Source organism: Aeribacillus composti (genome assembly GCF_031760945.1).
Lineage (GTDB): Bacteria > Bacillota > Bacilli > Bacillales > Aeribacillaceae > Aeribacillus > Aeribacillus composti.
In genome coordinates this window covers 1,101,484-1,128,401 of sequence record NZ_CP134501.1, presented here as the reverse complement: position 1 = coordinate 1,128,401, position 26,918 = coordinate 1,101,484, and the positions used below count along the sequence as shown (strand labels likewise).

The 26,918-nt window shown below is 39.9% G+C and carries 30 protein-coding genes, 1 pseudogene and 1 riboswitch; of the genes and pseudogenes, 8 read left to right on the top strand and 23 right to left on the bottom strand.

The window, feature by feature from the left end:
• Positions 1-384: 384 nt before the first annotated feature.
• A pseudogene (locus tag RI196_RS05690) lies at positions 385-1,212 on the top strand (ComEC/Rec2 family competence protein); the annotation flags it as partial.
• A gap of 323 nt (positions 1,213-1,535) precedes the next feature.
• On the top strand, positions 1,536-1,751 hold the full coding sequence (locus tag RI196_RS05685; protein ID WP_094245372.1) for a DUF3006 domain-containing protein: 216 nt from the start codon (positions 1,536-1,538) through the stop codon (positions 1,749-1,751).
• A gap of 464 nt (positions 1,752-2,215) precedes the next feature.
• Here RI196_RS05685 and RI196_RS05680 read toward each other — a convergent pair whose 3' ends face one another.
• The 8 genes from RI196_RS05680 to RI196_RS05645 form a co-directional block, all read right to left on the bottom strand.
• Positions 2,216-4,141 (bottom strand): TRAP transporter permease, encoded by a 1,926-nt coding sequence (locus RI196_RS05680; RefSeq protein ID WP_311067327.1) that lies wholly within the window; start codon positions 4,139-4,141, stop codon positions 2,216-2,218.
• Positions 4,142-4,178: 37 nt separating this feature from the next.
• On the bottom strand, positions 4,179-4,697 hold the full coding sequence (locus tag RI196_RS05675) for a DUF1850 domain-containing protein (protein ID WP_311067053.1): 519 nt from the start codon (positions 4,695-4,697) through the stop codon (positions 4,179-4,181).
• A gap of 73 nt (positions 4,698-4,770) precedes the next feature.
• Positions 4,771-5,778, bottom strand: coding sequence for a TAXI family TRAP transporter solute-binding subunit (locus tag RI196_RS05670; protein ID WP_144596586.1), 1,008 nt, complete (start codon positions 5,776-5,778; stop codon positions 4,771-4,773).
• Positions 5,779-5,946: 168 nt separating this feature from the next.
• A complete protein-coding gene (gene metC / locus RI196_RS05665) occupies positions 5,947-7,110 on the bottom strand; it encodes a cystathionine beta-lyase (protein WP_063387528.1) in 1,164 nt (387 codons plus the stop codon).
• Positions 7,103-8,218 carry a methionine biosynthesis PLP-dependent protein gene (locus RI196_RS05660; protein ID WP_066248281.1) on the bottom strand — a complete coding sequence of 372 codons (1,116 nt, stop codon included), beginning with the start codon at positions 8,216-8,218 and terminating at the stop codon, positions 7,103-7,105. The genes metC and RI196_RS05660 overlap by 8 nt, the downstream gene beginning before the upstream one ends.
• A 116-nt stretch (positions 8,219-8,334) precedes the next feature.
• Positions 8,335-8,472, bottom strand: a riboswitch (SAM riboswitch).
• A 1,337-nt stretch (positions 8,473-9,809) separates the two neighbouring features.
• Entirely contained in the window at positions 9,810-10,820 is a 1,011-nt protein-coding gene (locus RI196_RS05655) for an aliphatic sulfonate ABC transporter substrate-binding protein (RefSeq protein ID WP_063387525.1), read from the bottom strand.
• A gap of 17 nt (positions 10,821-10,837) precedes the next feature.
• Complete coding sequence (locus RI196_RS05650; RefSeq protein WP_094245366.1) at positions 10,838-11,596, bottom strand: ABC transporter permease; 759 nt, start codon at positions 11,594-11,596, stop codon at positions 10,838-10,840.
• Positions 11,580-12,365 (bottom strand): ABC transporter ATP-binding protein, encoded by a 786-nt coding sequence (locus tag RI196_RS05645; RefSeq protein WP_063387523.1) that lies wholly within the window; start codon positions 12,363-12,365, stop codon positions 11,580-11,582. The genes RI196_RS05650 and RI196_RS05645 overlap by 17 nt, the downstream gene beginning before the upstream one ends.
• 175 nt (positions 12,366-12,540) lie before the next feature.
• Here RI196_RS05645 and RI196_RS05640 point away from each other — a divergent pair, with 175 nt between their 5' ends.
• The 4 genes from RI196_RS05640 (at position 12,541) to RI196_RS05625 (ending at position 15,183) form a co-directional block, all read left to right on the top strand.
• Positions 12,541-13,272 (top strand): alpha/beta hydrolase, encoded by a 732-nt coding sequence (locus RI196_RS05640; RefSeq protein WP_063387522.1) that lies wholly within the window; start codon positions 12,541-12,543, stop codon positions 13,270-13,272.
• Between the two features lie 61 nt (positions 13,273-13,333).
• Positions 13,334-13,852, top strand: coding sequence for a YjcG family protein (locus RI196_RS05635; RefSeq protein ID WP_063387521.1), 519 nt, complete (start codon positions 13,334-13,336; stop codon positions 13,850-13,852).
• Positions 13,852-14,286, top strand: coding sequence for a GNAT family N-acetyltransferase (locus RI196_RS05630; protein WP_063387520.1), 435 nt, complete (start codon positions 13,852-13,854; stop codon positions 14,284-14,286). The genes RI196_RS05635 and RI196_RS05630 overlap by 1 nt, the downstream gene beginning before the upstream one ends.
• A 222-nt stretch (positions 14,287-14,508) precedes the next feature.
• Entirely contained in the window at positions 14,509-15,183 is a 675-nt protein-coding gene (locus tag RI196_RS05625; protein ID WP_311067052.1) for a DUF421 domain-containing protein, read from the top strand.
• A 7-nt stretch (positions 15,184-15,190) separates the two neighbouring features.
• Here the strand turns inward: RI196_RS05625 and RI196_RS05620 are convergent, their stop codons facing one another.
• From RI196_RS05620 to RI196_RS05595, 6 genes are all read right to left on the bottom strand, one after another.
• The gene (locus RI196_RS05620) at positions 15,191-15,391 is read right to left on the bottom strand and encodes a hypothetical protein (RefSeq protein ID WP_311067051.1); all 201 of its coding nucleotides are present in this window, start codon (positions 15,389-15,391) and stop codon (positions 15,191-15,193) included.
• 129 nt (positions 15,392-15,520) lie between these two features.
• On the bottom strand, positions 15,521-15,778 hold the full coding sequence (spoVIF, locus tag RI196_RS05615; protein WP_063387517.1) for a sporulation-specific transcription regulator SpoVIF: 258 nt from the start codon (positions 15,776-15,778) through the stop codon (positions 15,521-15,523).
• 169 nt (positions 15,779-15,947) lie between these two features.
• A complete protein-coding gene (locus RI196_RS05610; protein ID WP_311067050.1) occupies positions 15,948-16,079 on the bottom strand; it encodes a YjcZ family sporulation protein in 132 nt (43 codons plus the stop codon).
• A 136-nt stretch (positions 16,080-16,215) separates the two neighbouring features.
• Entirely contained in the window at positions 16,216-16,422 is a 207-nt protein-coding gene (yjzK, locus tag RI196_RS05605; protein WP_063387515.1) for a protein YjzK, read from the bottom strand.
• A complete protein-coding gene (locus tag RI196_RS05600) occupies positions 16,403-16,555 on the bottom strand; it encodes a hypothetical protein (RefSeq protein ID WP_161939805.1) in 153 nt (50 codons plus the stop codon). The genes yjzK and RI196_RS05600 overlap by 20 nt, the downstream gene beginning before the upstream one ends.
• A gap of 73 nt (positions 16,556-16,628) precedes the next feature.
• Positions 16,629-17,096, bottom strand: coding sequence for a hypothetical protein (locus tag RI196_RS05595; protein WP_063387514.1), 468 nt, complete (start codon positions 17,094-17,096; stop codon positions 16,629-16,631).
• A 252-nt stretch (positions 17,097-17,348) separates the two neighbouring features.
• On the opposite strand from RI196_RS05595, the gene RI196_RS05590 reads away from it, so the two are divergent.
• Positions 17,349-18,068: a BMQ_0737 family morphogenetic spore coat protein gene (locus RI196_RS05590; protein ID WP_063387513.1), complete on the top strand. Its 720-nt coding sequence runs from the start codon at positions 17,349-17,351 to the stop codon at positions 18,066-18,068.
• Positions 18,069-18,404: 336 nt separating this feature from the next.
• Positions 18,405-19,439, top strand: a complete 1,035-nt coding sequence (locus tag RI196_RS05585) for a hypothetical protein (RefSeq protein ID WP_311067049.1) — start codon at positions 18,405-18,407, stop codon at positions 19,437-19,439.
• 908 nt (positions 19,440-20,347) lie between these two features.
• Here RI196_RS05585 and RI196_RS05580 read toward each other — a convergent pair.
• The 9 genes from RI196_RS05580 to tenI all read right to left on the bottom strand — a co-directional run bounded on the left by RI196_RS05580 (position 20,348) and on the right by tenI (position 26,853).
• Positions 20,348-20,689: a DUF1360 domain-containing protein gene (locus tag RI196_RS05580; RefSeq protein ID WP_311067048.1), complete on the bottom strand. Its 342-nt coding sequence runs from the start codon at positions 20,687-20,689 to the stop codon at positions 20,348-20,350.
• Positions 20,690-20,776: 87 nt separating this feature from the next.
• Positions 20,777-21,163 carry a CotO family spore coat protein gene (locus tag RI196_RS05575; RefSeq protein ID WP_063387508.1) on the bottom strand — a complete coding sequence of 129 codons (387 nt, stop codon included), beginning with the start codon at positions 21,161-21,163 and terminating at the stop codon, positions 20,777-20,779.
• Positions 21,164-21,442: 279 nt separating this feature from the next.
• On the bottom strand, positions 21,443-22,219 hold the full coding sequence (gene fabI / locus RI196_RS05570) for an enoyl-ACP reductase FabI (protein WP_063387507.1): 777 nt from the start codon (positions 22,217-22,219) through the stop codon (positions 21,443-21,445).
• 98 nt (positions 22,220-22,317) lie between these two features.
• A complete protein-coding gene (thiD, locus tag RI196_RS05565) occupies positions 22,318-23,130 on the bottom strand; it encodes a bifunctional hydroxymethylpyrimidine kinase/phosphomethylpyrimidine kinase (protein ID WP_063387506.1) in 813 nt (270 codons plus the stop codon).
• A 14-nt stretch (positions 23,131-23,144) separates the two neighbouring features.
• Positions 23,145-24,158, bottom strand: a complete 1,014-nt coding sequence (locus RI196_RS05560) for a ThiF family adenylyltransferase (RefSeq protein WP_311067326.1) — start codon at positions 24,156-24,158, stop codon at positions 23,145-23,147.
• A complete protein-coding gene (locus tag RI196_RS05555; RefSeq protein ID WP_063387504.1) occupies positions 24,155-24,922 on the bottom strand; it encodes a thiazole synthase in 768 nt (255 codons plus the stop codon). Before RI196_RS05555 ends, RI196_RS05560 begins: the two co-directional genes overlap by 4 nt.
• A gap of 6 nt (positions 24,923-24,928) precedes the next feature.
• On the bottom strand, positions 24,929-25,132 hold the full coding sequence (thiS, locus tag RI196_RS05550) for a sulfur carrier protein ThiS (protein WP_066248320.1): 204 nt from the start codon (positions 25,130-25,132) through the stop codon (positions 24,929-24,931).
• A gap of 7 nt (positions 25,133-25,139) precedes the next feature.
• Positions 25,140-26,252: a glycine oxidase ThiO gene (gene thiO, locus RI196_RS05545; protein WP_311067047.1), complete on the bottom strand. Its 1,113-nt coding sequence runs from the start codon at positions 26,250-26,252 to the stop codon at positions 25,140-25,142.
• Position 26,253: 1 nt separating this feature from the next.
• Positions 26,254-26,853 carry a thiazole tautomerase TenI gene (gene tenI, locus RI196_RS05540; RefSeq protein ID WP_311067046.1) on the bottom strand — a complete coding sequence of 200 codons (600 nt, stop codon included), beginning with the start codon at positions 26,851-26,853 and terminating at the stop codon, positions 26,254-26,256.
• Positions 26,854-26,918 lie beyond the last annotated feature (65 nt).

Genomic DNA, 26,918 nt, shown 5'->3' with positions numbered 1-26,918 from the left:
AACACAAAGTTTTATTTAATCTTCTTATCAATTGTTTTTAACAAATTACGTTTCTCCTTGTTTTAAAATATGCAAACTAGTTTTTTTACTTAAACTTTTTGATTCCTCCATTCACCAACAGTTGCGTTTGAAAAATTAAATTTTGGAATGACCAGATTTCAACAAAATTAAAAATGTACAGACCTTTGTCTGTTTAGGCCGATCCAAGCCTTTTGGGTCGGCTTCTTTTTTCGGCATGAAAAAATCGGATGAGACTTTAGTTCAATTAGACTAGAAAATTTAATTTTCTGTAAAAAAAATAAAATTTTCCAAATTAAATCTTGTAAATTTTTCCTACCACGCTGTATAATCAATTTGATCTATTCAGTACTCGGAGGGATTTTGATGAAATTACGTAAGCTATTGTTTTCGATAGTGTTTGCATTTTCTTTTTTGCTGATGCCGTTTCACGAAACAACAAGCGCTCAGGCAAAAAATATGTATGTTCATTTTATTAATGTCGGACAAGGAGACGCAATTTACATAAAAGCTCCGAATGGAGAAGATATTCTCATTGATGGCGGAAATAACAGTTATGGAGATGACGTTGTTAATTATTTGAAAAAGCAAAAAGTGGATGATATCGAAATAATGATTGCAACTCATCCGGACGCAGATCATATTGGCGGTCTGGACACTGTGCTATCTGCTTTTCGAGTAGAGCAGGTGTATGCGCCAAAAGTCAGCCATACGACGGAAAGCTACAAAGATTTTTTAAATGCTGTTAAGCGTGAAGGCAAAAAAATAAAGACCGCTCAAGCAAATGTTGCTTTGCCGATCAAAGGAGTTACCGCAAAATTCGTTGGGCCTGTCAAAGCATATCCAAAAAGCGACTTAAACAACTGGAGTGCTGTTTTAAAGCTTACTTACGGTAAAAAATCATTTCTTTTCACTGGCGATGCGGAACTTAAAGCAGAATCGGATATGATTAAAGCTAAACAAAATTTGCGAGCTGACGTCCTAAAAGTAGGACACCATGGTGCCAAAACATCTACAAGCACAGCGCTGTTAAACTCAGTAAAACCGACATATGCCGTCATTTCCGTCGGCAAGAACTCATACGGCCATCCTACTCAAGATGTGATCAATCGGCTGAAAGCATACAAAATAAACACTTTTAGAACGGATAAACAAGGCCATATTGTGGCAACAACGAACGGCTCCAATCTTTCCTTTAATGTAAAAGCGGCATCGTCCGGTGCAGCAAGCAAACCAACTAGCTACAAATTAACAGCAAGTGTCGATAACAAAACTCCAAAGCAAAACTCTACAATAATACTGAATGTAAAAGGGCTGCCAAACGGAACAAAATATAAAGCTGTTTTTAAATATAAAAGCAAAAACACCACTTATACCGGTACTATTGGCAAGCCATTGTCGGTAAAAATCGGCCGTGCTGCAAAAGGTTATACTGTTAAAATCGATGTATCAGCCACTTATAAAAACAAAACTTATAAAGCACAAACATCTTTCACTCCTAGATAAGGTGGGACATTATGAAATTTATTATTGATCGATTTGAAAATGACATCGCAGTCTGCGAAGATGAAAACGGCAAAATAATCGAAATTTTAAAAAGCCAGTTACCTAAAAATGCAGAAACGGGAGATGTAATTATTCAGAAAAATAACCGTTATTATGTCGATAAACAAGAAACAAGCAAACGAAGACAAGAAATTGAAGAGTTAATGGACGAATTGTTTGAAGATTAATCGTTTTTTCAATTAAGATTCCAAGCAAATATGATTGAAGTGGAAGTGTCAAATGATGCTTCCACTTCATTATTTTTTGCCGTTTTAGAATCGCGCCTATAGAGCTGATCATTCATTTTTTCCTCTATGCTTGGTTTTTATAGATTTAAATTTTCGTTTTCTATCGGATTTCATTTTGCCGTCTAGGTTGAAATGCCACTCCATTTCCCACCTATTCGTGACATAAAGCGGTTTTTCTTAAACAACATTTTGAATTTTGCAGCATAAAGATAAATCGGCCTTCTGCAAATTTATGGATTGATTCCAACACATCCTTTCTGTCTCTCCGACATTTTATCCTGATTTTGTTCGTTCCAATGTGAATTGCTCTCCGCGTTTATTCTGCGTCTCAATGATTCCGCCTGTAAGAAGACTGAATCATGTTCTAATCAATGGATCGATTCTTCCATGACAACCTGTCTTCTTTAAATGCTTTCACCCTTCACTTTTTGATCAGCTTTGTATTTCCATATATATTGAAACGCATATAATGCGATGAAAATGATGAGACCTGAAATGTCTGAAAAACGTTCTGGATAAATCAGCAACAGCCCGGCCACGACCGCGGCAATTCGTTCAATCAAATGCATTTTTCTCATCCAATATCCGATCATCCCGGCTCCAATTGCGATCATTCCGCAAAACGCCGTAAAGACTACCCATAAAATTCCAAGCCATGTCGTATCAATCATTAACATTTGCGGAGACAAAACGAAAATATACGGAATGATAAAGGCGGCGATTGCCAATTTTGAAGAGTGAATTCCCGTTCGGATCGGTTCCCCCCCTGATACACCGGCTGCGGCAAAGGCTGCAAGAGCAACTGGCGGTGTAATGTCGGCAATAATCCCGAAGTAAAACACAAATAAATGTGCAGACAGATCAGGTACCCCCAACAAAATAATCGCTGGTGCAGCAATCGTTGAGGTAATAACATAGTTCGCTGTAGTCGGCGAACCCATTCCAAGTATCAACGAAGCTATCATCGTCAGCATTAATGTCGGAATGAGATTGCCCCCGGCGATATCAAGCAGCCCGTTGGCAAGCTTCAAACCAAGCCCGGTTTTCGTCACAACGCCGACAATAATTCCGGCAGCGGCTGTTGCTGCCGCAACCCCTAACGCTGTACGGGCGCCGTCGACGAGCGCTAATACAATATCCTTAAATGTCATCCGATTCTCACGATTTAAAAATCCAGCGACAATCGAAATGACTATCGAATAAATGGCAGCATGTGTAACGGTCACTCCTGACATTAGCAAAATAATAATAACAACGATCGGGGCTAACAAATGCAGTTTTTTCAAAATTTCTTTCCGATTCGGCATTTCTTCTTTTGACAAGCCTCTTAAACCGATTCGCTTTGCTTCAAAATGAGTCATGATCCAAATCCCTGCAAAATATAGAATAGCCGGAATAGCTGCCGCTTTGGCAATGTCCCAATACGTAATGCCGTTCCCGATAAATTCAACCATTAAAAACGCAGCTGCTCCCATAACCGGCGGCATTAACTGACCGCCTGTAGATGAAGAAGCCTCCACCGCTCCTGCAAAATCTTTGTTATAACCAAGCTTTTTCATCATCGGGATGGTAAACGCGCCGGATGTGACGACATTGGCAACTGAGCTTCCGCTGATCGTTCCTTGAAGGGCACTGGAAAAAATAGCTACTTTTGCAGGACCGCCAATTCTGCGCCCTGCAACGGCAACGGCCAAATCATTAAAATATTGACCAATCCCAGTTCTAATTAAAAAGGAGCCGAAAAGGAGAAACAAAAAGATAAAGGTTGATGACACGCCTAGCGGAGTTCCTAAAATCCCTTCGGTTGTAAAGAACATAGTTTGAACAATTCGTTCAGAACTAAGACCGCTATGCTGGAGAAAGTTAGGCATGCTAGGACCAAAATAGGCATACGCCAAGAAAAGCAGCGCGATGATCGTAATCGGCAGCCCAACCGCCCTCCTTGTTGCCTCTAAAACTAGTAAAATAGCTAAAATTCCGATATAAAAATCCGTTTCTGTCAATATTCCGACGCGCATTACAATGTCATCAATGAACAGCGGCCAATATGCTCCAACGCCAATACTTAAAAGCGCAAGGATGATATCATACCAGGCCACTTGAAATTTATATTCTTTCCTCTTTTTTCGATTAGCCGGAAACAAAAGAAAAATCAAAGCAAGCGCAAAACCGAGATGGACAGAGCGCTGGATTTGCGCCGTAAAAACACCGAAAATTGATGTATACAACTGAAACAGCGAAAATGCCAATAATCCGGCAAATGCGATGCCTCCCAACACGCCTTTTAGCTTCCTCGTTCCTGCTTCAGGATCATATTTTTCAAGCAGCATTTGCTGCTCTTCTTCTGACAGTACGTCAAATTTCTCTTTACTCACGAATATTCACTCCTTTCACCTGCTGCCAAATACTGATTTTTGCCGGTTTTATTCTTACCCATGAGCCGGGTCCAAAAAAATCCGCCAATTTGTAGCTGTTACCTTGATAAACGATTCGGTGATCGGCCTGTACTTGTCCAATTCTCAAATCAATATAGGAAAATTCTCGCTCCATGTTTTTTATAAAAAATTTTCCATCCTTTTCTAAAAATTTCCCCTCCCCTTCCACATTAGAAGGCATTCCAACAGCAAAATTTTCATACTCAAGTTCTGTCTGAATGATTTTGTTATTGCGTAATGTATATGTCTCCTTCACATCCGTAAGATGGATGGAATGAGTGTACTGAATTTGAAACAAGTCATCATCACGGACAGGCAGATAACCTAATAAGTCATTCTGATCTTCATGATAAAAAGCGATGGCATTTACAATAGGAAGGAAAAATAAAAAAACGTTGATTGTCATAAAAAGGGGAAGACAGATGAACAAAGCTTTCATCCTAGCTCTCATGAAAATCCCCGCCTAAAATGGAGTTACATAAATGAAATCGATAGACCGTTTAAAACGGCCTATCTTTGATGCGTTATGGCTGAATTCCTTTTTCTGAAAAATACGTTTCAGCCCCTGGATGAAGCGGCAAATTGCCTATTCCATCAAGGGCTGCCTCCGCTTTGATTAATTTGCCTTTTGCGTGAGTAATTTTATTTGTATTTTCAAAAATCGCTTTTGTAATATTGTATACGGCATCTTCATCCAATTCGCCGCGGACGACCAGCATCGCTTTTACAGCGACTGTTTTTACGTCCTCAGGAATTTTATATGTCCCCTTTGGTACTGTATCTTCAGCATAGTAAGGATATTTTTCTATCAATTGTTTGATTTTGTCATCCGCAATCGGAATTACTCTAATTTCTTTTTGTGCTGAGAGCGATTCAACTGCAGCCGTCGGTGTCCCCGCAGTAATGAATGCAGCGTCTATGCTTCCGGATTGAATGCCGTCCGTTGATTCGTCAAAAGATAAGCTTTGCGCTTTAATATCATCAAAGCTTAATCCATGAATTTCTAAAATTTGCTGTGCGTTTGCATTCACTCCAGACCCAGGGGCACCAACGGAAACCGACTTGCCTTTCAAATCTTCAACAGAAAGGATGCCGCTATCTTTTGTTGTAATAATTTGCACCGTCTCCGGATATAAAGTCCCAATTGCTTTAACATTGTCGACTTTATTGTCTTTGAACATCAATTCACCGTTTAATGCATAAGCAGCAATATCAGTTTGCGAGAACGCAATATCAGCTTCACCATTTTTTAGCGCTTGCATATTTTCTGCTGATGCTCCTGAAGATTGTGCATTTGCATTAAAGTCCGTTTCTTCCGAAATAATTTGCGCCATCGATCCGCCGAGCGGGTAATAAGTTCCTCCTGTGCCTCCGGTTAAAATGCTTAACGTCTTGCTTCCTGCCTTTTCCCCGCTTTGATTGGAGCCATCACTTTTGCTGCTTCCTCCTTCGCTGTTATTTCCACACGCAGAAATGATCATTATGAAAAGAAGAGCTGTTAAGAATATAAGTCCGCTTCGCCATTTGATCATTGATACTCCCCCTTTTTAAATTCGTTTGACTTTGGGTGCATTACTATCATATTAAAGAACAAATGAAAAAATGTGGGATAATATGTCAGCTAGATTATCAACATAAAAAAAAGACAGGAATTGTCGGTATTCGACATCTCCCTGTCTTCTATTAAGGTAAGAAAAAATTTATTGATAGGCCAAAACAGTAGAAAGACCAGACTCCAAATCATTTTTTAAGTCTTCAAAATTTTCTAGCCCTACGCTTAATCGAAGAAGACCATCGGTTATCCCTCTTTTGATCCGTTCTTCTTTCGGCATCGCGGCATGGGACATTTTAGCTGGATACGACAAGATCGATTCAACTGCACCAAGGCTGACTGCGAAAACAGGCAGCTGAACATGATCAGCAAGAATCTTGACCGCTTTTTCATCTTCTAGTTCAAACGATAAAACCGCTCCACCGTTGACACTTTGCCGCAAATGAATATCTGACCCTGGGTGATCGTGAAGACCTGGATAGTACACTTTTTTAATGGCAGGGTGCTTTTTCAAAAATTCTGCTAATTGAGAAGCTGTTTTGACGGATTGATCCAGCCGCACATGAAGTGTTTTTAACCCTCTTAATACAAGCCAGCAATCATGCGGGCCGAGAACAGCGCCGAAGGCATTTTGAAGTTTGTAAAGCTCTTCGCCAAGCTTTTCATCTTTCACAACTGCCAGTCCTGCCAAACAGTCGCTATGACCTGCCAAAAATTTTGTTGCACTATGTAAAACAATATCGGCCCCTAAATCGAGAGGCCTTTGCAAAGCCGGAGTCATAAATGTATTATCAACAAATGTTAAACAGCCGTTTTCTTTTGCAAGCTGTACAATTGCTCGAATGTCCGTCACTTTTAACAGCGGATTCGAGGGCGTTTCAATGTAAATCACTTTTGTGTTCGGACGTATATTTGCTTTTACGGCATCAAGGTCCGTCATATCGACAAACGTATATTCAATGCCAAAGCGCGATAAAACATCGGCAACGATCCGGTATGTTCCGCCGTACACATCTTCAGTGACCAAAACATGATCACCGGAAGAAAGTAAAAGAAAAGCTGTTGATATAGCGGCCATCCCAGAAGCAAACGCAAAGCCTCTCACTCCGCCTTCCAGTTCGGCAATCGCCTCTTCCAACGCTTTTCGTGTTGGATTTCCTGAACGGCTGTAGTCAAATTCAGGAGATTCATCCAATGTTTGCTGATGAAACGTTGACGCTTGCTGAATCGCCACGCTGACAGCACCAGTTGTCGGGTCAACCTTATGTTTATTATGAATCAATTTTGTTTGAAAGCTCCATTGGTCATGCATTTAGTAAATCCCCTTTCGCAGCTGCTTGCAATGCCTGCTTGAGATCTTCCTTCAAATCCTCCACGCTTTCAATCCCTACAGAAAAACGGAGAAGCCGGTTACATACACCGTTTTGAATTCGGATTTCTTCCGGAATGTCCGCATGTGTTTGGGTAGCTGGATACGTTATAAAGCTTTCTACCCCTCCAAGGCTTTCCGCAAAACAGATTAATTTCAGATTCTGCAAAAACGGGTTGACCCATTCTTCTTTTTTCACACGGAAGGAAAGCATTCCGCCTCTGCCAGGATATAATACATCATCAATTTCAGGAAGCTCTTTTAAATATGCCGCCAGCTCCCTTGCATTTTCCTGATGTTTGGCCATTCTCAATGATAAAGTTTTCATTCCTCTAAGCAGCAGCCACGAATCAAAAGGAGATAATACCGCACCAATTGCATTTTGATGCATGGCTAATTTTTCGCAAATTTCTTTCCCTTTTGCACAGACCAGGCCGGCAAGGACATCGTTGTGACCGCCTAAATATTTCGTTGCGCTGTGAATCACGATATGCGCTCCTTCTTCAATCGGACGCTGCAAAACAGGTGTGTAGAACGTATTGTCAACGATCAGCAGCAAATTGTGCTTCCGGGCCAATTCCGCCAACGAGGAAATCGATGTTTCCTGCATAAGCGGATTAGTGGGCGTTTCTAGAAAAATCGCTTTAGTATTTTCGTTTATTAATGATTCCGTATATTCGCGAGACGTAAAATCGTCATAGTGGAAGGAAAGACCGTATTTGCGCCACTCTTCTTCAAACAAGCGGTATGTCCCGCCATATAAATCTTTTGAAACGATCAGTTCATCTCCACTTTTAAATAAAGCCATAATCGTCTGAATCGCTGCCATTCCGGAAGAAAATGCAAATCCTTGATCGGCTCCCTCCAATTTGGCTATGGCGTCCTCGACAAGCTCTCTCGTTGGATTTTTTGTCCGAGTGTAATCATAGCCTGTTGATTCACCTATTCCTTTATGCCGGTAGGCTGTGGACAAATAAATGGGGGCGCTTACTGTTCCTGTAAGAGCTTCACTTCGATTTCCTAATTGGGCCAAAACTGTTTCAATATTCATCTTTGACTTTCCTCCTTTTTTAGTTAGTAAAAATGTGCTGCTTTCATTGCCTGTAGAGGAGGCTTTAAAAATAAAACGCCCTCTTCATAAGAAGAAGGCGTTTATTGTTTGGCTCCTTCTTATCTTCCAAGCATATCTTACGGCAAAATGCTTGCTGGATTTAGCACCTTGGTACAAAGGTTATCATGCCGCCGTCCTTGTACCGGTTGCTGAGACTTCTTCGGGCCAGTTCCCTCCGCCTCTCTCGATAAGAATTCCGATATGAACTTTTGATAGGTATAACTTTACCTCAGTTTTAAAAAAAATTCAAGACGTTTCCTGCCAACAATTCCGATAACTTTGATTTATTTTCAGTAAAACTAAAGAAAAATAAGAACATTCTTTAAATAATCCGTCGATTCTTGAAATGTTTTTTTGCGAAAGCCAAAAGGGAAATTTTTTTGTATGGATCACCTTTGATCCTCCATCATTTCAATGAAAGTGGTTTTATTTTCCCCTGAGGCTTCCCAAATTTTAATAGATTTTAAAATATAAATATCCAATTCGGAAGCTGTCGTATTTGGAGAAAAATTGTGAACGAGGTGATCTTCTTTAGAGGAATTGGAAAATTTTAAGAGTATTTAATAAACAGTGAATGAAACAATTGAATTGGCAAACTAATCGTTTGATAAATTTTTCTCCAACTTCTGTCAAACGAACCCGTACTCCATAAAGCAGCTGAACAGAAAACGAAGATGCGATATTTGTTTTGCAGGTGAAGCTGGGAAGCAAAAAAGATGAACATAAACGTGCCGTTGGAAAATATGCTGAACATTCTTTACTGATGCGCCTTCTCTTTTTTATCAATATTATGGAAAGGAAAGACTGTTTATGATGCTGTATATGATCGACAGCATACGAACCAATAATTTTCATGACGAGCAAATGATGGGGCAAATCAAAATTATGTGAGAAAACGCTTTCTAAAAACTGGAACATCATCAAAACAATGTGTACGGAATTTATTATGATTATGAAAGCGACTACAGAGGAGATTATTTATTAAGCATTGCAATTGAAGAAAATAATGGGGAAGCTTTTAATTGAAATCCCGAGGAACATGAAAATAAAGTTTTTCAAGTAGATAAAACGGACGAACAAGGCATTTTTAAAACTTGGAGTAAGATTTGGAAGCAAGAAGAAACTGGTTTATTAGAGCGGGCTTACACATATGATTTTGAAAAATACGGCCCAAATGGAGAAATTGAAATTCATATAGGGGCTGTCTAATAAGTCGATTTTCCGGCTTATTAGACAGCCCCTTTAATGTTTTAGAAACGTTGATATATCAATATTTATGATCTTTCGTTTTCAATGGATTTTGACTTTCTGGACAGCTCCAAACAATGTGAAAAAACGGGAGCTTATTCGAGCGATTTGAATAAAAAGCTCTCACAACAACAGAATCCCAATATACAGGCATAGTCATAAACAACTTTTGGGATAAGCCCTGTTTTAACAACTGCTTCATCTTGAATTTACATCAACAAAATAACCCCCCTATCCAGAAGCCGCATAATATCAAAAAGCTTCTGTATAGGGGGTTTATTACTTAATTCAAAAAGCTTGTATCTACAAGACCTTTAAGATCCGGTTTTTCTTTTAAAAATTTCAAGTCATAAGAAGAGTTAGAAAAGTCTTGAAGAACTTTTTCATCCACTTCGGTTGTATAGCGGACACGTTCCCAAGCGCTGTCGATAATTTCTGGGTCAAGCTCTTGATTTGTTATTTCTTTAATCGATTGAATGGCAATATCGCGTGCTTCCTCTTTGTTTTTATTGATGAAGTCGACTGCTTTTTTGTGGGCTTTGACAATATTTTGAACTAAATCTTTATTTTCTTTAATAAATTTGTTGCTCGTCACTAAAACAGTGTTCGGAAGCGTTGTGCCATAGGCGATATCTTTCGTATCGACAATCACTTTCGCCCCGTCTTTTATTAATAATGAAGCCCAAGGCTCAGGCACAGCGGCTAAATCCACTTTTCCCGATTCAAAGAAAGCTTGATATTGTGCCGGGTTTCCAGTTGTATGCTTTAATGTGCCGCCGATTCTTGATGAAGCAATGTCGTAATCTTGCAAGTACGTTTCAAATTGGACATCGTGAGTGCAGCCGACACCAGGAGTAATGAATGTTTTATTATGAATATCATCTAAGCTTTCGATTCCGCTTTTTTTGCTTGCTACGACGACAGTACCCCCAGATGACGCACCGGCAATAATTTTCACGTCTGCACCATTAGAATAGTTATTCATGACAGGAGCTGGACCGACAAGCCCGGCGTCAATTTCGCCGGTTTTCAACGCTGTCATAAAAGCACCGCCATCCGGAAAAGTTTTATATTCAATCTCTACCTGATCCCCTAGCGCTTCTTCATAGTAGCCCTTTTCCTTCGCAATCATCGCCGGAACATGGTCAATATTTGGGAAATAGCCGATGACTACTTTATTTTTTCCGCTTTTCTCTTTTCCTGATGCCTCATTCCCTCCGCCGGCTCCGCAGGCAGATAAAATCCCAATTAACAACAAGGTGATAAATGATAGCAGCAAACCTTTTCTCTTCATAATCTCAACTTCCTCCTTTATTGTTCAAGCAATCCCCATTTTTTCATCACTTTCTTTTCAATTCTGCTGAAAAAAACTAAATCTACTAAAATTCCAATTAAGGCAATGATAAATATAATGCCCATCACTAACGCCATATCGCCAAAATCTGATGCGAATTTTAACGTATAGCCTAAACCCGGGCCGGTGCTTAACAGCTCGCTACCCATCAGGCCTCTCCACCCAAACGCCCAAGCAAGCCTTGCACCAGTTACTGCATGCGGGATGGCTGCTGGAAAAATCACGTGTGTAAACAGAGAAAATCCGCTGTAATCCATTGTCCTTGCCGCATTTGTATATATTGGAGGAACGCTTTTAATCCCTGTCCGCATATTCAATGTCATCACAAGCGTTCCACCGAGCACGACAATAAAAATGATCGCTTTTTCATTTAAACCGAACCAGATGATGGCTAGAGGCAGCCAAACGATGCTCGGCACGCTTTGCAACGGCAAAATTAAAGAGCCAATGGTATCATCAATTACTTTCGATTTTGCAAAAACGACGCCTAACACTGTTCCAAGAATAAGAGCAATCACAAGCCCGATTGCCAGCCGCTGAAAACTTGCCAGCAAATCATAGACAAGAGTTAGATCAGCAAAACCGTTCCACAATGCCTGAAAAATATCGCTCGGAGCCGGAAAGACGACAGCCTTAATATTTAACAGCTTGACGATTGCTTCCCATATACCCAGTGCGGCTGCATAAAAAATGATTCGTTTAACGACCTGCTGCATAACTTTCTTCCTCTTTCACTACTTTATCAATTTCTGACTTCAACAGCTTTTGAATGCGCTCTTCATATTCAGCAAGCTGCTTTCTAAATTCATCACGTGGTCTCGGAAAAGACACTTCTATTTCATCAATAATTCTCCCAGGCCTTGTACCCATGACGATAATACGGTCCGATAATTTTAACGACTCTTGGATGCTGTGCGTAACAAATAGAATTGTTTTTTTCGTATCGATCCAAATTTTTTCCAACACTTCGTGCAGGCGTGATCTCGTCTGCTCATCCAACGCTCCGAACGGCTCATCCATTAAGAGCACCTCAGGATCCATCGCCAAAGCTCTTGCGATCGATACGCGCTGCTGCATGCCGCCGGAAAGCTCGTGCGGAGAATGCTTGGCATATTGGCTTAATTGAACCATGGCCAAATATTCGTACGCCTTTTTTTTCGCTTCTTCCTTCGGCATTTTTTTCTTCAGCGGAAACATGACATTTTCCTCAACTGTCAGCCATGGAAAAAGGGCTGCCTGTTGGAACACTACTCCCCGGTCGCTTCCAGGTCCCTTTACTTCCTTCCCGTTTACCAGCACTTTTCCCGATGTGGGGGCTGTTAACCCGGCAACAATCGATAATAACGTCGACTTGCCACAGCCGGAAGGGCCAAGAATGGAAACAAATTCTCCTTTCTGCACAGTCAAATCAATTTGGTCAAGAACCGTTTGGGAGACGCCATGATGTTGAAATGTTTTTGAAATATGCGCAATTTGGACAGACAAAGTAATTCCCCCAGTATATGATCATTCTTACCTATCTTATCGGATTAGTCGTTATCATTATATAAGCATTTTTTATTTTGTCAACCTTTTTATTTGTTGGAGACTTTTCAAAAGAGTGATAAAATAATGAGAAGTCCAGCCTAACTGGTAATTAGTCAATTTTGGAGGAATTGGTATGGCCCAAAAAGTCGCACCTATAAAAGAAGAAACGTTTTTTAGCGAAGAGCTGGGGGAAGAAGTTTCTTTGCTCATGTATTTGCCGACTTCCTTTTCTCCATTATCTCATCATCATCTTCTCATTGCTCAAGATGGCGGAGACTATTTTAAACTGGGAAGGATCGCGCGTTTTGTTGAGGAGTTAACGGAGGAGCAAACGATTGAAGATTTGATTGTCGTCGGCATTCCTTATAAAGACATTCAAGATCGAAGAAGAAAATATCATCCCGATGGAAGCCAGTTCAACAGTTATATCCGTTTTTTAGCTCATGAATTAATTCCATTTTTAGAAGAACGTTTTCCGCTTTTGCCAATAGGAAGAGGCCGCGCGCTTATCGGCGATTCTCTAGCTGCAACCGTTTCGCTTATGGCAGCGCTTCATTATCCGCATACATTTGGAAAAGTGATCATGCAATCACCATATGTGGATGGAAAGGTGTTAGAAGCGATCGATGCTTTTTCACAGCCCTCTTTACTATCTATTTATCATCAAATCGGGAAACAGGAAACGGCTGTAAAAACGACTGATGGGAAAATAAAAGATTTTTATACAATCAATCAAAAACTTCATGAACAAATGGTACATAAAGGATTCGAATGCATTTATGAAGAATTTGACGGCGATCACCGCTGGACATATTGGCAGCCGCTGCTAAAAGACATATTAAAAAAAATGTTTGCTATATCATGAAAATTGATTCTTTAAGTTGTTATAATAAAGAATACGAGTAAATATCAAGGAGGCAAAAAAAATGAAGTACGGAATTGTGTTATTTCCTTCAAAAAAGCTGCAAGACATTGCCAACTCATATAGGAAACGTTACGATCCGAATTATGCGCTTGTCCCTCCTCATTTAACATTGAAGGCACCGTTTGAAGCTGACGAAAAAGAAATTGGCGACACTGTGAAAGAACTTAGGAAAATTGCGAAACAGGTTAAGCCTTTTAAACTCTCCGTCTACAAATTCAGTTCATTTGCTCCTGTCAATAACGTTATTTATTTAAAAGTTGAACCAAATCCAGAGTTAACAAAATTGCATGAGCTTCTCCATCAAGGAAAATTTAAAGAGGAGCCGGAGTACGCTTTCGTCCCTCACATTACAATCGGACAAAATTTATCGGATGATGAACATTCTGACGTTCTCGGCCGCTTAAAAATGTTAAAAATTCAACACGTGGAAACGATCGACCGATTCCACATTTTATATCAATTAGAAAACGGCTCATGGACTGTTTATGAAACATTCCTGCTTGGGGAAGGACGAGACTGATGAAGGCAGTCAAAGCTATTAATGAAAAACAACGAAATGATGCTTTATATGTAAGAAAAAAAGTATTCGTAGAAGAGCAGAACGTTCCGATAGAAATAGAGACCGACGAATATGAAGCCTTTGCCGAGCATGTCGTGCTTTATGACGATCATCAGCCTGTTGGAGCTGGCAGATTTCGTGTCATTGGCAACATCGGAAAGCTCGAGAGGATCTGTGTTCTGCCACAATACCGCGGAAAAGGAGCGGGAAATATCATTTTGGAAACACTTGAAAAACTCGCGGCCGAAAAAGGATTAAAGAAAATAAAATTGAACGCCCAAGTACAAGTAGAAAATTTTTATAAAAAGCATGGATATCAAACCGTTTCCGATATTTTTATGGATGCGGGCATTCCTCATGTCACGATGGAAAAAACGTTACATCCACATTCATAAATAAAGACAACCAAACGAGGCCGCGGATTGCGGTCTTTCATTTGGAATGGTCAGAAAGCGTGTTAAAGAGGTTAAAAATCTCCCTGTATTACATTCAGATCAATTCGAATGTTTCTCCATTTTCTCCACCGCACGACTTCCCATAGTTTTTTAAAAGAATGTACATGAATTTCGGCAGTTGGGACAACCTAACCATTACCGATCTTAGCAAAGGTGATGGAAATGGAATTTGTAGCAATTGCCACTGAACTGGTCTTCGGTTTCTTTGCCCTTTTTCTATTGACAAAAATACTAGGTAAAACACAAATTACGCAAATCACGACGTTCGATTTTATCTCTGCGCTCGTTTTAGGTGAGCTAGTTGGCAATGCTGTATTTGATGTAAAAATGGGCGTTGAAAAAATATTATTTACGGTCGTGATATGGGGAATGCTAATCTATTTATTGGAATTCATCACACAAAAATGGAGAAGAACCCGCGGAATACTGGAAGGAGCTCCGTCAATGGTCATCCACAAAGGAAAAATTATTCGTGATCAGCTGAAAAAAAACAAGCTTGATATGAACCAGCTTCAACATTTACTAAGAGCAAAAGGAGCTTTTTCGATCCGCGAAGTGGAATACGCAGTTCTTGAAACGGACGGCACGATCAGCGTATTGAAAAAATCGGAATTTGATAAGCCGACCCGAAACGATTTAAATATTTTATCTTCGCCAGCTACCATCCCCTACACGATTATTGTTGACGGAGAAGTGGTTAGTGAAAATTTAAAAGAAGCAGGTTTTGATGAAAAATGGCTTCAGCAGCAGCTTCTCGCTTACAGTGTGGAAGACGCGAAAGATGTTTTTTACGCGGAATGGGATCAAAACAACGGATTATTTGTCCAAAAATATTAGCTTGTTTCTAAACATATTCATGAAATCTTTTTTTGCTATATTTGCGCTTATTTGCGAATAAATCTTGCTTTCGCTGGAAATGCCAATATTCTTCATTCATCATAACATTGTTTCGCTGTTTGACTTTCGCATAATCTTCCTTTGGCTGAACAGCTCTGTTGGCATATTCATAAAAGGCAGGAGTCTGAACGGAAAAAATATATCCCATGTTGCTCTCTCCTTTCTTGATTTGCAAAAAATTATTTTCTAAATCGATCTGTCATTCATTTTTACCAGTTTTTCTAAAAATTGAAACATCATGTAAAAAAACATCAGCGGGAGCACACCCGCTGACGCGCTATTTTTTCTTATTGTCCAACATATTGGCGATGGTGTTAAAATCCATATTTTCTTTTCCGTTTACAATCGCATTGACAATTTTATTTTCTAATTCTCTTGGAACCGGCCGATTCGCCAATTGCGCAACCCGCTTGATCACTTTTCTGACAGTTGCTTCATCATTAAAATTGGAATTTTGCAAAGAATTGGCCAGTTCGAGTACATCTTTCATATTGACGCCGGTTTTTTTCTCAATATTTTTAAAAATATGATCCATTCTGAAATTCGTCCCCTCCTAAATTGTCGAAATGTCCTGTATAACAGGCCTTAATATTTTATGAAAATGAAATGAAAACGTGATGAAGAAAAAGTACAGTCCGCCTTCTAAAAGGCGGACATCCATCCGTGACCAGCACTCACCATTAGTATTGTAAAAGACTTACAGATTAGTATTTAAAACAGGAACAACCAACGATAATCAACAAGATGAATAAAACGACGATTAGCACAAAGCTGTTATTATGAAAACCGCCGCTATAAGGATAGCTGTATCCACCATATCCGCAACCAAAGCCCATTTTTCTGCACCTCCTCCTTTATTCATCACTATACTGTATGAAGCAATTCCTCATTTGGAGTGGACACATAAGATGGGCAAGTGCGGATTTTTTAGGTGGGGTTTCAACCTGTTTTGATTCCCTTTTCATTTCCCTATCAAATTTGTTTTTCAATCTTTTCGATCTCTTTTTCAAATTTTGCCGCCGTTTTTTCAAGGTCTAAAAGCTCCCTGTCTTTTTTCATCATCCAGCTTGAACATTTTTGCTGCACTTTGTCATGTTCTTTGTACATACCTTCGATCCATTTGACGAATTCCTTTTCGAGCTTGTTCATATTTCCCTTTTTAAAACCCTTTTTTCCCACAGCCGCAGCCACCGGAAGTCGTTGAATTGTAAATTTTTATTCCGAATGGATGTATTTTCTTTTTCATCATCTTCTTTTTGATCGCATTTTCTTTCGTCGATGAACTGGAAAAAACTTTTATGTTTTCTTTCAATATGTTTCTCCCCTTTCCCTCAAAATAAGAACCTTATTCATCGTATGAAGAATAAGGTTGATCTGTGTTCTTTCTAATCGTTTTTGACCACATCGTCCATCATCCAAAAATGAAATTCCTTTTGGTTGTTCTGTTCGTTTTTTTCCTTCACAAAATATTCCTTCCGTTCCTGAGGTTCAACTGTTCCTTGAATGGCTTGCGTTTCCTTTAAAATTCGGAAAAACCAATCTTCCTGTTTTTGTTCGTCCTCCTTTTTTTCATTTTCATCCAGATGATGATTTTTTTCAGCTAATTTTCTTTTTAACACTTCGATTTTTTCTAAAAGCTTTTTTCGTTCCTCCCACTTTAAATTTCGATCATTGCTCTGGCGGTGCTTTTCGATCGTTTCTTTTAGCTTTTCGTTTTCTTTGATTGCTTTTTCAAGCTCCCGCTCTTTTTCCTGCAATAATATTTCCAATTCTATCGATTCTTTTGCCTTTTCTTTATAAAACGCAAGCTCCGCTCTCATCCGTTGCAAAAATTCTTTATTGATTTGCGCCATCTATCTCACCTCTCACTGTAAATGTATGAGCTCAAATAAAAAATGTTGACAGAAGCCTACTAAAAAGATACAAATGGCTTTTTAAATGAATTTTTAAAACGGGGCAAAACCATTCTTTTAATGGAAAGAGAATTTTTTAAAAAATTAAATTTTCCGCTCCTGTCACTGCACATTTAACCAGTTTGCTCATAATATACAGTAGTCCGACACCTAAGAAGGTTTTGGAAATCAGAATGATTAGGAGGTAACAGCATGAGCCATTTGGGACATGATACAGAGAGATTATGTATTCGCGTTCCGAAAGTTTATGACTGGGTGAACCGTCAAATTGATCTTCCTCAGTTAAGCTTTAGAAAATTATCATCCATCGGTTTTAATTTCGATGGAATAGCAGGGACATCGGAAGATCCGTTTTCACTGTTTGAAGATGGGCTTTTAAATGTCAATTGCTACTTATCAGACAGCTTGGGAAATCCTGTTGATCCAAATTCACCAAATTCTATAACGGTGACAGAAATCGTTCAGCCGCAAGGTCGTCAATCGGTAGTCGTTCATTTACCAAAAGGAGGAAAAATTACCCTTCAAAAAGTAAAAGTTCTGATCAGAGGGTATATTGTCGTTGCGATCTCCGATTTGCAAGGTACTGTCACTAGTGTGTCAGATGCTATTCCATTTGCAACGGTTCAAACTTTCTTCCTATGCGCGCCGCCCGGCACAACATTAAACAGCCACGTTTCCTATTTTGAAACTGACGCTAACTTGATTTGGGATAATAAATCATTCAGCCAATTAGACATTTCTATCACGATCTGTCTAGATGTGCAAATGGAAGCCCAAGTGAAGCTTGAGGTAGAAGGAAAATTTTGCAGACCTCGTCGGGAACTTCCTTCATCTCTTACATGCGCAAACCCGCAAATTCCGCCGCAATGTCCGGAAATTTTTCCAAACGACGATTACGCCTTGGAGGAATAAATTAATTGCAAAAGGGGACGCTCTCCCCTTTTTATTTTTCCTCTCATTTTTCCGGGAAAGTGTTAAATGAAGGAAACATACATATGTATAGTAAAACTGCTCTTTCAAAGCTGGCGGTAGCGGCGCTTTGTGAGTTTCCATCCTTTTATAGCAAATTGGGCTGTTTTGAAACGCTTATCAGCCAAATTCCGTACATCACGCTTATTAATGATCTGAGGTTTTATCATTTATACTATTTTCCTGTTAAATCGTTAAATAAAAATTCTTCTGTTTGGAGGAAATGGCAACAAACTGTTTTCCACTTATATTTTTTTATTTGTCCGAGGAGGAGATTCAATGAACAAAATAAAACGGAACAAACAGGATTATTTACAGCTTCAGCAGCAGCTTATCCACTATAAATCCGAAATTTCGAAATACAAAAATGAATTGGCAAGCATGCAAAATAAGCTGCTGCAGGAACAGGAAAAAACGGAATATTACAAAGCAGTCATCCGAACCAGCGAGCAATATCGCATCGCAAAAGAACAATTTGAACATGAAATCCTTTCCGTTCAATCCCAATTAAAAGAAGCTGAGAAACATGTTGAAAAGATCAGCAATCAGCTTTCCATTGTTGAAGAGGAGCGAAACGACCTATTAAAACTGCTGAAAGCAGCTGTCACTGGTTTATTAAAGGAAAAGCAAGCCGCTGACAAAAAGATTCAAGACCTTTTGTTTGAAATAAACGAAAAAGAACGATTGATCACCGAATCGAAAAAAGAGCAGCTTCGGATCGATTTATTAACTGCTGAACGAAATGAACTTTTAGATGTCTCTCAATTTTTATTCCAATCACTTTACGAAAAAAATGTCCAACGACAAGAGAATGAATCTGTCCAAAATGAAAAAAACGCCTCCATAAACGATCCGATTCGCGCTCAATTTTCGTATTCGATTGTTCTTCCTCGTGAAAGCGATGATCCGGTAACGATTCTTGGCAATGCCTTGATGGAAAACATCACAGAACAACCTTTGCATTATCCTGTATTATGCATTCACATTCATCCCCATCAGCACGTTCAATTCAGCGGAAAAATCATTACAACCAAAAATCAAAACGAAAATGATTTCAACTATAATACTCATTCTTCCTTGGAATGGGAGTATTTGCACCCGGAATGGCGAAAGCAAATTCAAGAAAAAGGGGAATACTGGCTGAAACCTAGTGAAAAATTATCGATCGAACCAAATGAAAAAATCTCTTTTGAAGGCTTTCACATTACTTTCCCATTCGATGTCTTCGATGAAGCGCTGGTGATTGAAGGGTTTGTATATTGCCAGGAGAAGAAAGAAGGCATTCCGTTTGAAAACAAAATTATTATCAATTAACAGACGGTCAAGTTTATGAAAGTTCTTTATATTCCTTTCGGTTATAAAAGAACTTTCATTTTTTGACCGTTTCTTTTTTCACGACTTTAACAATCTGTCCTTTCCACACAATCATTCGAAATTGGCTGCTTACCTTTCAGCGATAGGCGGCAAAATTCATTACAGGGTGCTAGTCAGAATAAGAACTTTGCCGCCAGAAAAACTTTTTGACGCTGAAACTTCTCGTAAAGAAATGCAGCCGCCATGTCAGTCTCATAAATCAATGAAATTGAGATGAACGGATCAAATTCGTAAAAAATTCAGGTTTTCTTACACTTTTCCGTTTTTTTGAATCGTCTATTGCTAAAGCTTCGACTTAAGGGACATGCTCCACAGTGGTGTTTGAAATCAGCAAGAAATTATTAAAGCTTCCGGCTGTAAATGTTTATTTATTGCGTTCATAAATGGGGTCAAATTGCTCCTTTTCGTTCCTGACAAAACGGCAACTTTCATCCCCTTTCCCTTTCTTAACACCCAATTCCGAGAGTGAGCCGATTCCGCTTGAGGGGCATTTTAAGCTGTAAAGGTTCATAGGTTCTATATCGTCCTGTCGTTTCTGACCAAAATGAACCCCTTTTATTTCCTTACACCCAATTCCCAGAGTGAGCGATTCCGCTTGAAGATCATTTTAAGCTATAAAGGTTTATAGGTTCTATATCGTCCTGTCGTTTCTGACCAAAATGAACCCCTTTTATTTCCTTACATCTAATTCCCAGAGTGAGCCGATTCCGCCTGAGGGGCATTTTAAGCTGTAAATTGTTCATGGTTCAATATTCGTTCCTGACGAAATGAACGCTTTTCATGTCTTTAACAAACCATTCCCTTAGTTTATTCAATTCGTGCTTGAGGGACATTGTAAATGGCGACAATCAATCAAGTAAATGTTCAATAATTCCTGCCAAGCCTGAGATCGCTAAAATAACTGTAATCGGATAGAAAATGCCGTTTATATATTCATTTCCAAAAAATAAAATGGCGGCACACCATATTCCTGTGCACCAATAGCAGCTTAAAAGCTCACCGATCCACAATCGAAGTCCTTTTCCTTTCGGTCTGAAAAAAGAAACGGTTTCTCCTGTCTCCGCTTTTTCCTCCACAATTGTTATAAATGGAGCGCGCAAAAAAGAAGCAATTTTATCAAACACTATAATTCTCGTTAATCGAAAAGTTGCCAATGCAATGAGAGCAAATGAAAACCAATGCCATTCCATCGGAATCAATACTCCTTTCGTTCCCCAACATAGTGAGAAGACTTGTATCGTTCAAATAAAAAACCCGGCATAACCGAGTTCTCCATTTTAATTCCCTAACACTTTTATGTCTAAAATACTTTTCGATTTTATTTTCAAAGGTTCATTTTGATCAAATGTACGGATTTGAACGACATCGTTTTCCTTTGACAAAATAATTCCTTTGTATGTTTTCTCTACTGTTTTAATTTCACATACGTTTTTATACACATGCTCCGGAAGACTTGAAAAGAAATCGATCTTTTCATGAACCGTCATATTTGCCAATTCTCTTCTTCTTTTATAAATCTCTTCTTTCGTCCATGTACTCTTTACCGCTTGCTTAGAATTATTTGCAATTTTTTTTAATAACGTCGACTGCATGGTCACTTCAGGTTTTTTTATATTCGGCTGGACAATATACATCAAAGGTTCTAATTTTTCTTTTTTAATCAAGTTTGATCGCCACCCTCAAATATGATTTCTCTCATTATTTTATGACACGATAGAATGAAATCATGACGGAAATCTAACTTTTTCTTATGACAAAAGAGCATTTGAAAATCGCTGCACATTGACACAAAAAGTCGTAACAGAACATCAACAATAAATCCAAGCTTCACGGCTTGAAATAGTGGCACCTTGAAGCTGACAGCAAAATTTCATTTTATCCTACCATAAAAAAAGATTAATCTTGTGCGAGTAACGCACACAGATTAATCTTTTTCAGCTAGCTTAATAACCTAAAATATGAAAACCTGAATCAACATGAATCGTTTCCCCTGTAATACCGCGGGAAAGATCGCTGAACAGGAACAACGCCGTGTCTCCAACTTCTTCTTGTGTTGTGGTTCGGCGCAGCGGAGCACGTTCTTCTATTTCCTTCAGAATTGAATTAAAATCACTGATACCTTTTGCCGAAAGCGTACGAATCGGACCAGCGGAAATGGCATTGACGCGAATATTTTCTTTACCTAGATCGTTCGCCAAATATTTCACGCTAGCATCCAATGACGCTTTCGCAACTCCCATTACGTTGTAGTTTTGAACGACTCGCTCACCGCCCAAGTAAGTTAATGTAACAATGCTTCCACCTTCTGTCATCAAAGGACGGGCTGTTTTCGCAACCGCCGTTAAAGAATAAGAACTGATGTTGTGGGCCAACAGGAAGCCGTCTCTTGTTGTGTTCAAATATTCACCGCTCAGCTCTTCCTTATTCGCAAAGGCGATACAATGAGCGATACCGTGAATCACACCAACCTCGCTTTTAATTTTTTCAAAACACTGCTCGATTTCTTCATCCTTTGTTACATCACAAGGAAGCACGAGATAATCTTCCCGTCCTAACGAATCTACAAGCTCTCGAACCGATTTCTCCATTCTTTCGCCCACATATGTAAAGATCAATCTTGCTCCTGCTTCATGCAAAGAGCGGGCAATTCCCCAAGCAATGCTTCGCTTGTTTGCAACACCCATGACCACAATGTTTCGGCCTTCCAAATTCAATTTCATGGAAAATCCTCCTAAACATTATTACAAGTTATTAATACCTGATCATAATTATAAAGGACAAAAGAGAAAAAAGCCAGAACATATATGTCCGGCTTATGTTATTTCGAAGCAGCTAAATTTCTTTTATATGCCCAATGATTGGTAGGACCGTGGCCGCCTCCAATGCCTAGTGCATTTTCTACAGCAAGATGGATGAACTCTTTTGCGGTTTTTACGGCTTCGATAACGTCTTTACCTTTGGCGAGCTCAGCTGTCAGCGCAGCAGAAAAAGTGCAGCCTGTTCCGTGCGTATGCTTTGTGTTTACATAGTTGCCTTTAAATTCATAAAAATCATGCCCGTCAAACAACAAATCAATGATTTCGCTGCCCGACGGCTGATGTCCTCCCTTTATGATCACATGCTTTGCTCCCATTTGGCAAATTTTTTTCGCAGCTTCTTTCCGATCATCAAACGATTTTATCTCGATGCCCGTGATCGCTTCCGCTTCCGGGATGTTCGGCGTCACAATAAACGAAAGCGGAATTAAGTCGTTAATGAGCGCGTTGATGGCAGACTCTTCAAGTAATGGATGTCCGCCTTTTGCAATCATTACTGGATCAACGACAATTTTTTCCCATCCATGCTTTTGAACTTTATTTGAGACGATTTGGATGATTTCTTGATTAAAAAGCATTCCTGTTTTGACCGCATCTGGCGATAAATCTTCAGCAATTGCATCAAGCTGACTGATCACCCCTTCAATCGGAACAGGGTAGACGCCATGAACACCTAATGTGTTTTGAGACGTAACGGCCGTGATCACGCTCATTCCGTATACATCCAACTCCTGAAAAGTTTTCAAATCTGCCTGAATTCCCGCGCCTCCTCCTGAATCGGACCCGGCAATCGTCAACGCTTTTCCAATGGTCATAAACACACCTCCATTTAAGCTCCGAAGTAACGTTGATAAATAGCTTTTGCTTTCTCTTCTTCCTTAGTACCGTGAATTAATGCTCTTCCGTCTTGAAAAAGCACAACGCGGAAATCATCCGCCTGAAAGGAAATTAAATAAGCATTTCCTTTTAAGTCTTTCACGATCGGGCGCAAACGATTGGTAATTTCTGATAGCGAAATCTTCTGTTTTTGCTGCGGACGTATTTGTACGGTATTCCTTCCGCACAAAACCGCTGTTTTTAATCCATTTTCAACCGACAAATATGGATATGTCGGGTGATGTCCGCACGATGGGCAGTCGGCCTTTTTTAATTTTGTCATGTCCACTGCAGAATGCTCCCTTGTCCAAACATCAAATGAAACTAACTGCTTGGACACCTCTCCGCTGACTAAATATTTCAGTGCCTCTGCTGTTTGATAAGAGGCGACGATTTGCACCGCCGGGCTGATCACGCCAACTGTATCGCACGTCATTCCGTCAGACGGAATCGCTTGGAGCATACAATGGAGGCATGGTGTTTGTTTCGGAACGATGGAAACGGTCATTCCATAACTTCTCACTACTGCCCCATAGATCCAAGGTATTTCGTGCTTCATCGCTAAATCATTGATGAAAAATCTCGTTTCAAAATTGTCAGTCCCATCGATGATAAGGTCGACATCCTTTACATGTTCAATAAAATCAATTGAGAAATCGCCCACAATCGCTTCAATCGAAATGTTCGAATTGATTTCCTGCAAATGTTTTTTGGCAGCAACCGCTTTTGGCAGCTTTTGTTTCGCATCCTCTTCCGTATACAGCTGTTGACGCCCGAGATTGCTCCAATCGACATAATCACGGTCAATGATGGTTATTTTACCGATTCCAGCACGGGCTAACATTTCAGCGCTTGCACAGCCGAGTGCTCCAGCTCCAACAATGAGCACATGGCTTTTCAGCAATTTTTTTTGTCCCTCTTCTCCAATAGGAGAAAACAAGATTTGGCGAGAATATCGTTCCATTATGTCGTTAACATTCCTTCCGTTGGACTGCTTGCTTGTGCATACCGTTTTTTCGGAATGCGTCCTGCTTCATATCCAAGTCTGCCTGCTTCAATCGCCAGCTTCATTGCCTTCGCCATTTTCACAGGATCTTTTGCACCGGAAACAGCTGTATTTAATAAGATACCATCTGCTCCCATCTCCATGGCGAGTGCGCAATCTGCCGGCGAACCGATTCCGGCATCAACAATGACTGGAATATTTGCTTGCTCAATAATAAATGATAAATTGAGAGGATTGACAATTCCTTGGCCTGATCCGATCGGAGATGCTCCCGGCATGATGGCATGAACCCCTAATTCTTCAAGCTTCTTCGCCAGAACAACATCGTCTGAAGTGTATGGAAGAACAATAAACCCTTCTTCCAATAACATCTCTGATGCCTTCAATGTTTCAATCGGATCAGGGAGAAGCGTTTTATCATCTCCAATTACTTCCACCTTAATCATATCACATAATCCTGATGCCTTCGCAAGCTTGGCGATTCTGACTGCTTCCTCCGCAGTTTTTGCCCCAGCCGTGTTCGGCAGAAGCGTATATTTTGATAAATCCAACATCTCCAAAAAATTTGGCTGTGAAGGCTCGTAAATATTCATTCTTCTGACGGCAAATGTCAAAATTTCAGCACCTGAGGCTTCCACCGCTTCTTTTTGTATCTCAAAAGACGGATATTTTCCAGTTCCTAACATTAATCTCGACTGAAATGTTTTATCACCTATTTTTAACATGAATCATCATCCCCCTCCAACAAAATGGACAATTTCAATTTGATCACCATCATTTAATGTCTGGATACTGTATTGTTCTTTTGAAACAATTTCACCATTTCGTTCAACGACAACAATTCTTTCCTGTAATTGAAAAAAGTTCAGCAAATCTTCAATGCTTCGAACACTATTCTCCACTTCCATCTGCTGGCCGTTGATGCGAAGTTTCACCGTTTCATCACCTCCCTTTCGCATCAGAAAGCAATCTGTTTAAAGAAAAGGTATGAATATAACGCTCATATTGATTCGTTTTCAAAATCATGTCTTTTACGATCAAGCTTGTAATCGGCGCTAGAAGAATGCCGTTTCGATAATGGCCGGTCGCAAAAAAGATCCCCTCATGCTCCGGGTGCTCGGCAAAATACGGCCAGCCGTCAGCTGTTTGCGGCCTGAGCGACGACCAAGCACTAACGACCGGTTCAGACCCGATTTCTGGCATAATTTTCTGAACCTTTATCATTAATTCGGATACTCCTTTGACTGTCGGATGCGTATCCCAGTCGTTTTCATAAGAAGTTGCTCCAATAATAACGGTGCCGTCTTTTTTCGGTACGATATAACAGTGCTCGTAAAACACTGTTTTGTTGATCACCAGTTTTTTCGGTTTTATGGCTAAGCATTCTCCTTTAACGGGCTTCATTGGATTTCTCAGCCCCAGCTTTTCAAAGAAAAAGCCACTCCAAACTCCGCTTGAAACGACGACTTTTCCACATATAAAAACTCCTTGGGAAGTGACAAGCTTGTATGCTTTTCCCTCTTTAATCACGTCGAAAACAGGACATTGTTCAAAAATAGATGCACCATATTTTCTAGCGCCTTTCGCATATGCGTGGCAAACAGATGAACCTTTCACTTGGCCGTCATGCTTAAGCCAAAGAGCTCCCGCAATGTCTTCAGAAACATGTGGCTCATTTGCCAGTACGTTTTCCCTTGAATGCCATTCTAGTTCATTCTCATCTGCGAGCGATTGCAGAAAGCGGCCTTCTTCCTCAGTAAATGCAAGCCGATACATGCCTTCCTGCACAAGCTCAATATCCACACCAGATTGCTCCAATAATTCTTTTGCAAGGCTCGGATATAAATTTCGGCTCTCTAAGCATAGCTCAAAAAATATGTCTCTTTTTTCATTTTCAGAATGGGCACCCAGCATTCCTGCTGCAGCGGATGTCGCTTTACCTCCGATTTCGCCGCTTTCAAACACGGCGGTCTTCAGCCCTGCTTTTGATAGCTCATAGGCGATCCCTTGGCCGATGACCCCTCCCCCGATGATTCCAACATCAAAAACGTTCATTTTAAAAAGCTTCCCCTTTCCTGAAAAGTTTGGCAGCGCTCTCTGGATCTTTCGAAGAAAAGATATAGGACATAACGGCAATACCGCTTGCTTTTTTTTCTAAAACCTTTTGCATATTATCAGGCGTGATCCCACCGATGGCGATAATAGGAATATTGACGTGTCCAACGATTTTCCTAAGCAAATCTGTTCCCTTTGCCGGAAGTCCTTTTTTACTGTTCGTTTCAAAAACGTTTCCGAAAAAACAATAGTCTGCTCCGTCTTTTTCTGCTTTTACCGCTTCATCTAATGAATGGACGCTGACACCGGCTTTTATTTGCGGAAAAGCGCTTTTCACTTTTTTTACCGGCAGGCCGGTTCCCGGAAGATGAACATTTTGAACGCCTGTTAGGAGCGCAACATCGAGCCGATCGTTGATAACAAGCTGTTCTCTCCTTATCCCGTTTGCCAAAAGCTGTTCTACAAGATGAATGATCTCACATGGTCTTTTATTTTTTTCTCGTATATGAACGTAATCAACATGATCTGATATGGACAAAATTATGCGTATTAGCTCGTTGACCGGTTTTGTTCCGTCTGTTACGGCATGAAGTTCCAACATTGTACATTCCTTTCATGAGAAAGACGCTCACACTCGTCTTTCAAGGTTCAAAACTGGAAAGCAGC

Coding starts and splice junctions, on each gene's coding strand:
- RI196_RS05555 (WP_063387504.1), bottom strand. CDS start 24,922: ATGTTAAAAATAGGTGATAAAACATTTCAGTCGAGATTAATGTTAGGA.
- RI196_RS05650 (WP_094245366.1), bottom strand. CDS start 11,596: ATGCAGCAGGTCGTTAAACGAATCATTTTTTATGCAGCCGCACTGGGT.
- RI196_RS05585 (WP_311067049.1), top strand. CDS start 18,405: ATGAACAAAATAAAACGGAACAAACAGGATTATTTACAGCTTCAGCAG.
- RI196_RS05635 (WP_063387521.1), top strand. CDS start 13,334: ATGAAGTACGGAATTGTGTTATTTCCTTCAAAAAAGCTGCAAGACATT.
- RI196_RS05660 (WP_066248281.1), bottom strand. CDS start 8,218: ATGAATATTGAAACAGTTTTGGCCCAATTAGGAAATCGAAGTGAAGCT.
- tenI (WP_311067046.1), bottom strand. CDS start 26,853: ATGTTGGAACTTCATGCCGTAACAGACGGAACAAAACCGGTCAACGAG.
- fabI (WP_063387507.1), bottom strand. CDS start 22,219: ATGAAATTGAATTTGGAAGGCCGAAACATTGTGGTCATGGGTGTTGCA.
- RI196_RS05630 (WP_063387520.1), top strand. CDS start 13,852: ATGAAGGCAGTCAAAGCTATTAATGAAAAACAACGAAATGATGCTTTA.
- RI196_RS05595 (WP_063387514.1), bottom strand. CDS start 17,096: ATGGCGCAAATCAATAAAGAATTTTTGCAACGGATGAGAGCGGAGCTT.
- RI196_RS05620 (WP_311067051.1), bottom strand. CDS start 15,391: ATGGGATATATTTTTTCCGTTCAGACTCCTGCCTTTTATGAATATGCC.
- spoVIF (WP_063387517.1), bottom strand. CDS start 15,778: ATGGATCATATTTTTAAAAATATTGAGAAAAAAACCGGCGTCAATATG.
- RI196_RS05610 (WP_311067050.1), bottom strand. CDS start 16,079: ATGGGCTTTGGTTGCGGATATGGTGGATACAGCTATCCTTATAGCGGC.
- RI196_RS05685 (WP_094245372.1), top strand. CDS start 1,536: ATGAAATTTATTATTGATCGATTTGAAAATGACATCGCAGTCTGCGAA.
- RI196_RS05640 (WP_063387522.1), top strand. CDS start 12,541: ATGGCCCAAAAAGTCGCACCTATAAAAGAAGAAACGTTTTTTAGCGAA.
- thiD (WP_063387506.1), bottom strand. CDS start 23,130: ATGACCATTGGAAAAGCGTTGACGATTGCCGGGTCCGATTCAGGAGGA.
- metC (WP_063387528.1), bottom strand. CDS start 7,110: ATGCATGACCAATGGAGCTTTCAAACAAAATTGATTCATAATAAACAT.
- RI196_RS05625 (WP_311067052.1), top strand. CDS start 14,509: ATGGAATTTGTAGCAATTGCCACTGAACTGGTCTTCGGTTTCTTTGCC.
- RI196_RS05655 (WP_063387525.1), bottom strand. CDS start 10,820: ATGAAGAGAAAAGGTTTGCTGCTATCATTTATCACCTTGTTGTTAATT.
- RI196_RS05590 (WP_063387513.1), top strand. CDS start 17,349: ATGAGCCATTTGGGACATGATACAGAGAGATTATGTATTCGCGTTCCG.
- RI196_RS05580 (WP_311067048.1), bottom strand. CDS start 20,689: ATGGAATGGCATTGGTTTTCATTTGCTCTCATTGCATTGGCAACTTTT.
- RI196_RS05675 (WP_311067053.1), bottom strand. CDS start 4,697: ATGAGAGCTAGGATGAAAGCTTTGTTCATCTGTCTTCCCCTTTTTATG.
- RI196_RS05680 (WP_311067327.1), bottom strand. CDS start 4,141: ATGCTGCTTGAAAAATATGATCCTGAAGCAGGAACGAGGAAGCTAAAA.
- thiO (WP_311067047.1), bottom strand. CDS start 26,252: ATGAACGTTTTTGATGTTGGAATCATCGGGGGAGGGGTCATCGGCCAA.
- RI196_RS05670 (WP_144596586.1), bottom strand. CDS start 5,778: ATGATCAAATGGCGAAGCGGACTTATATTCTTAACAGCTCTTCTTTTC.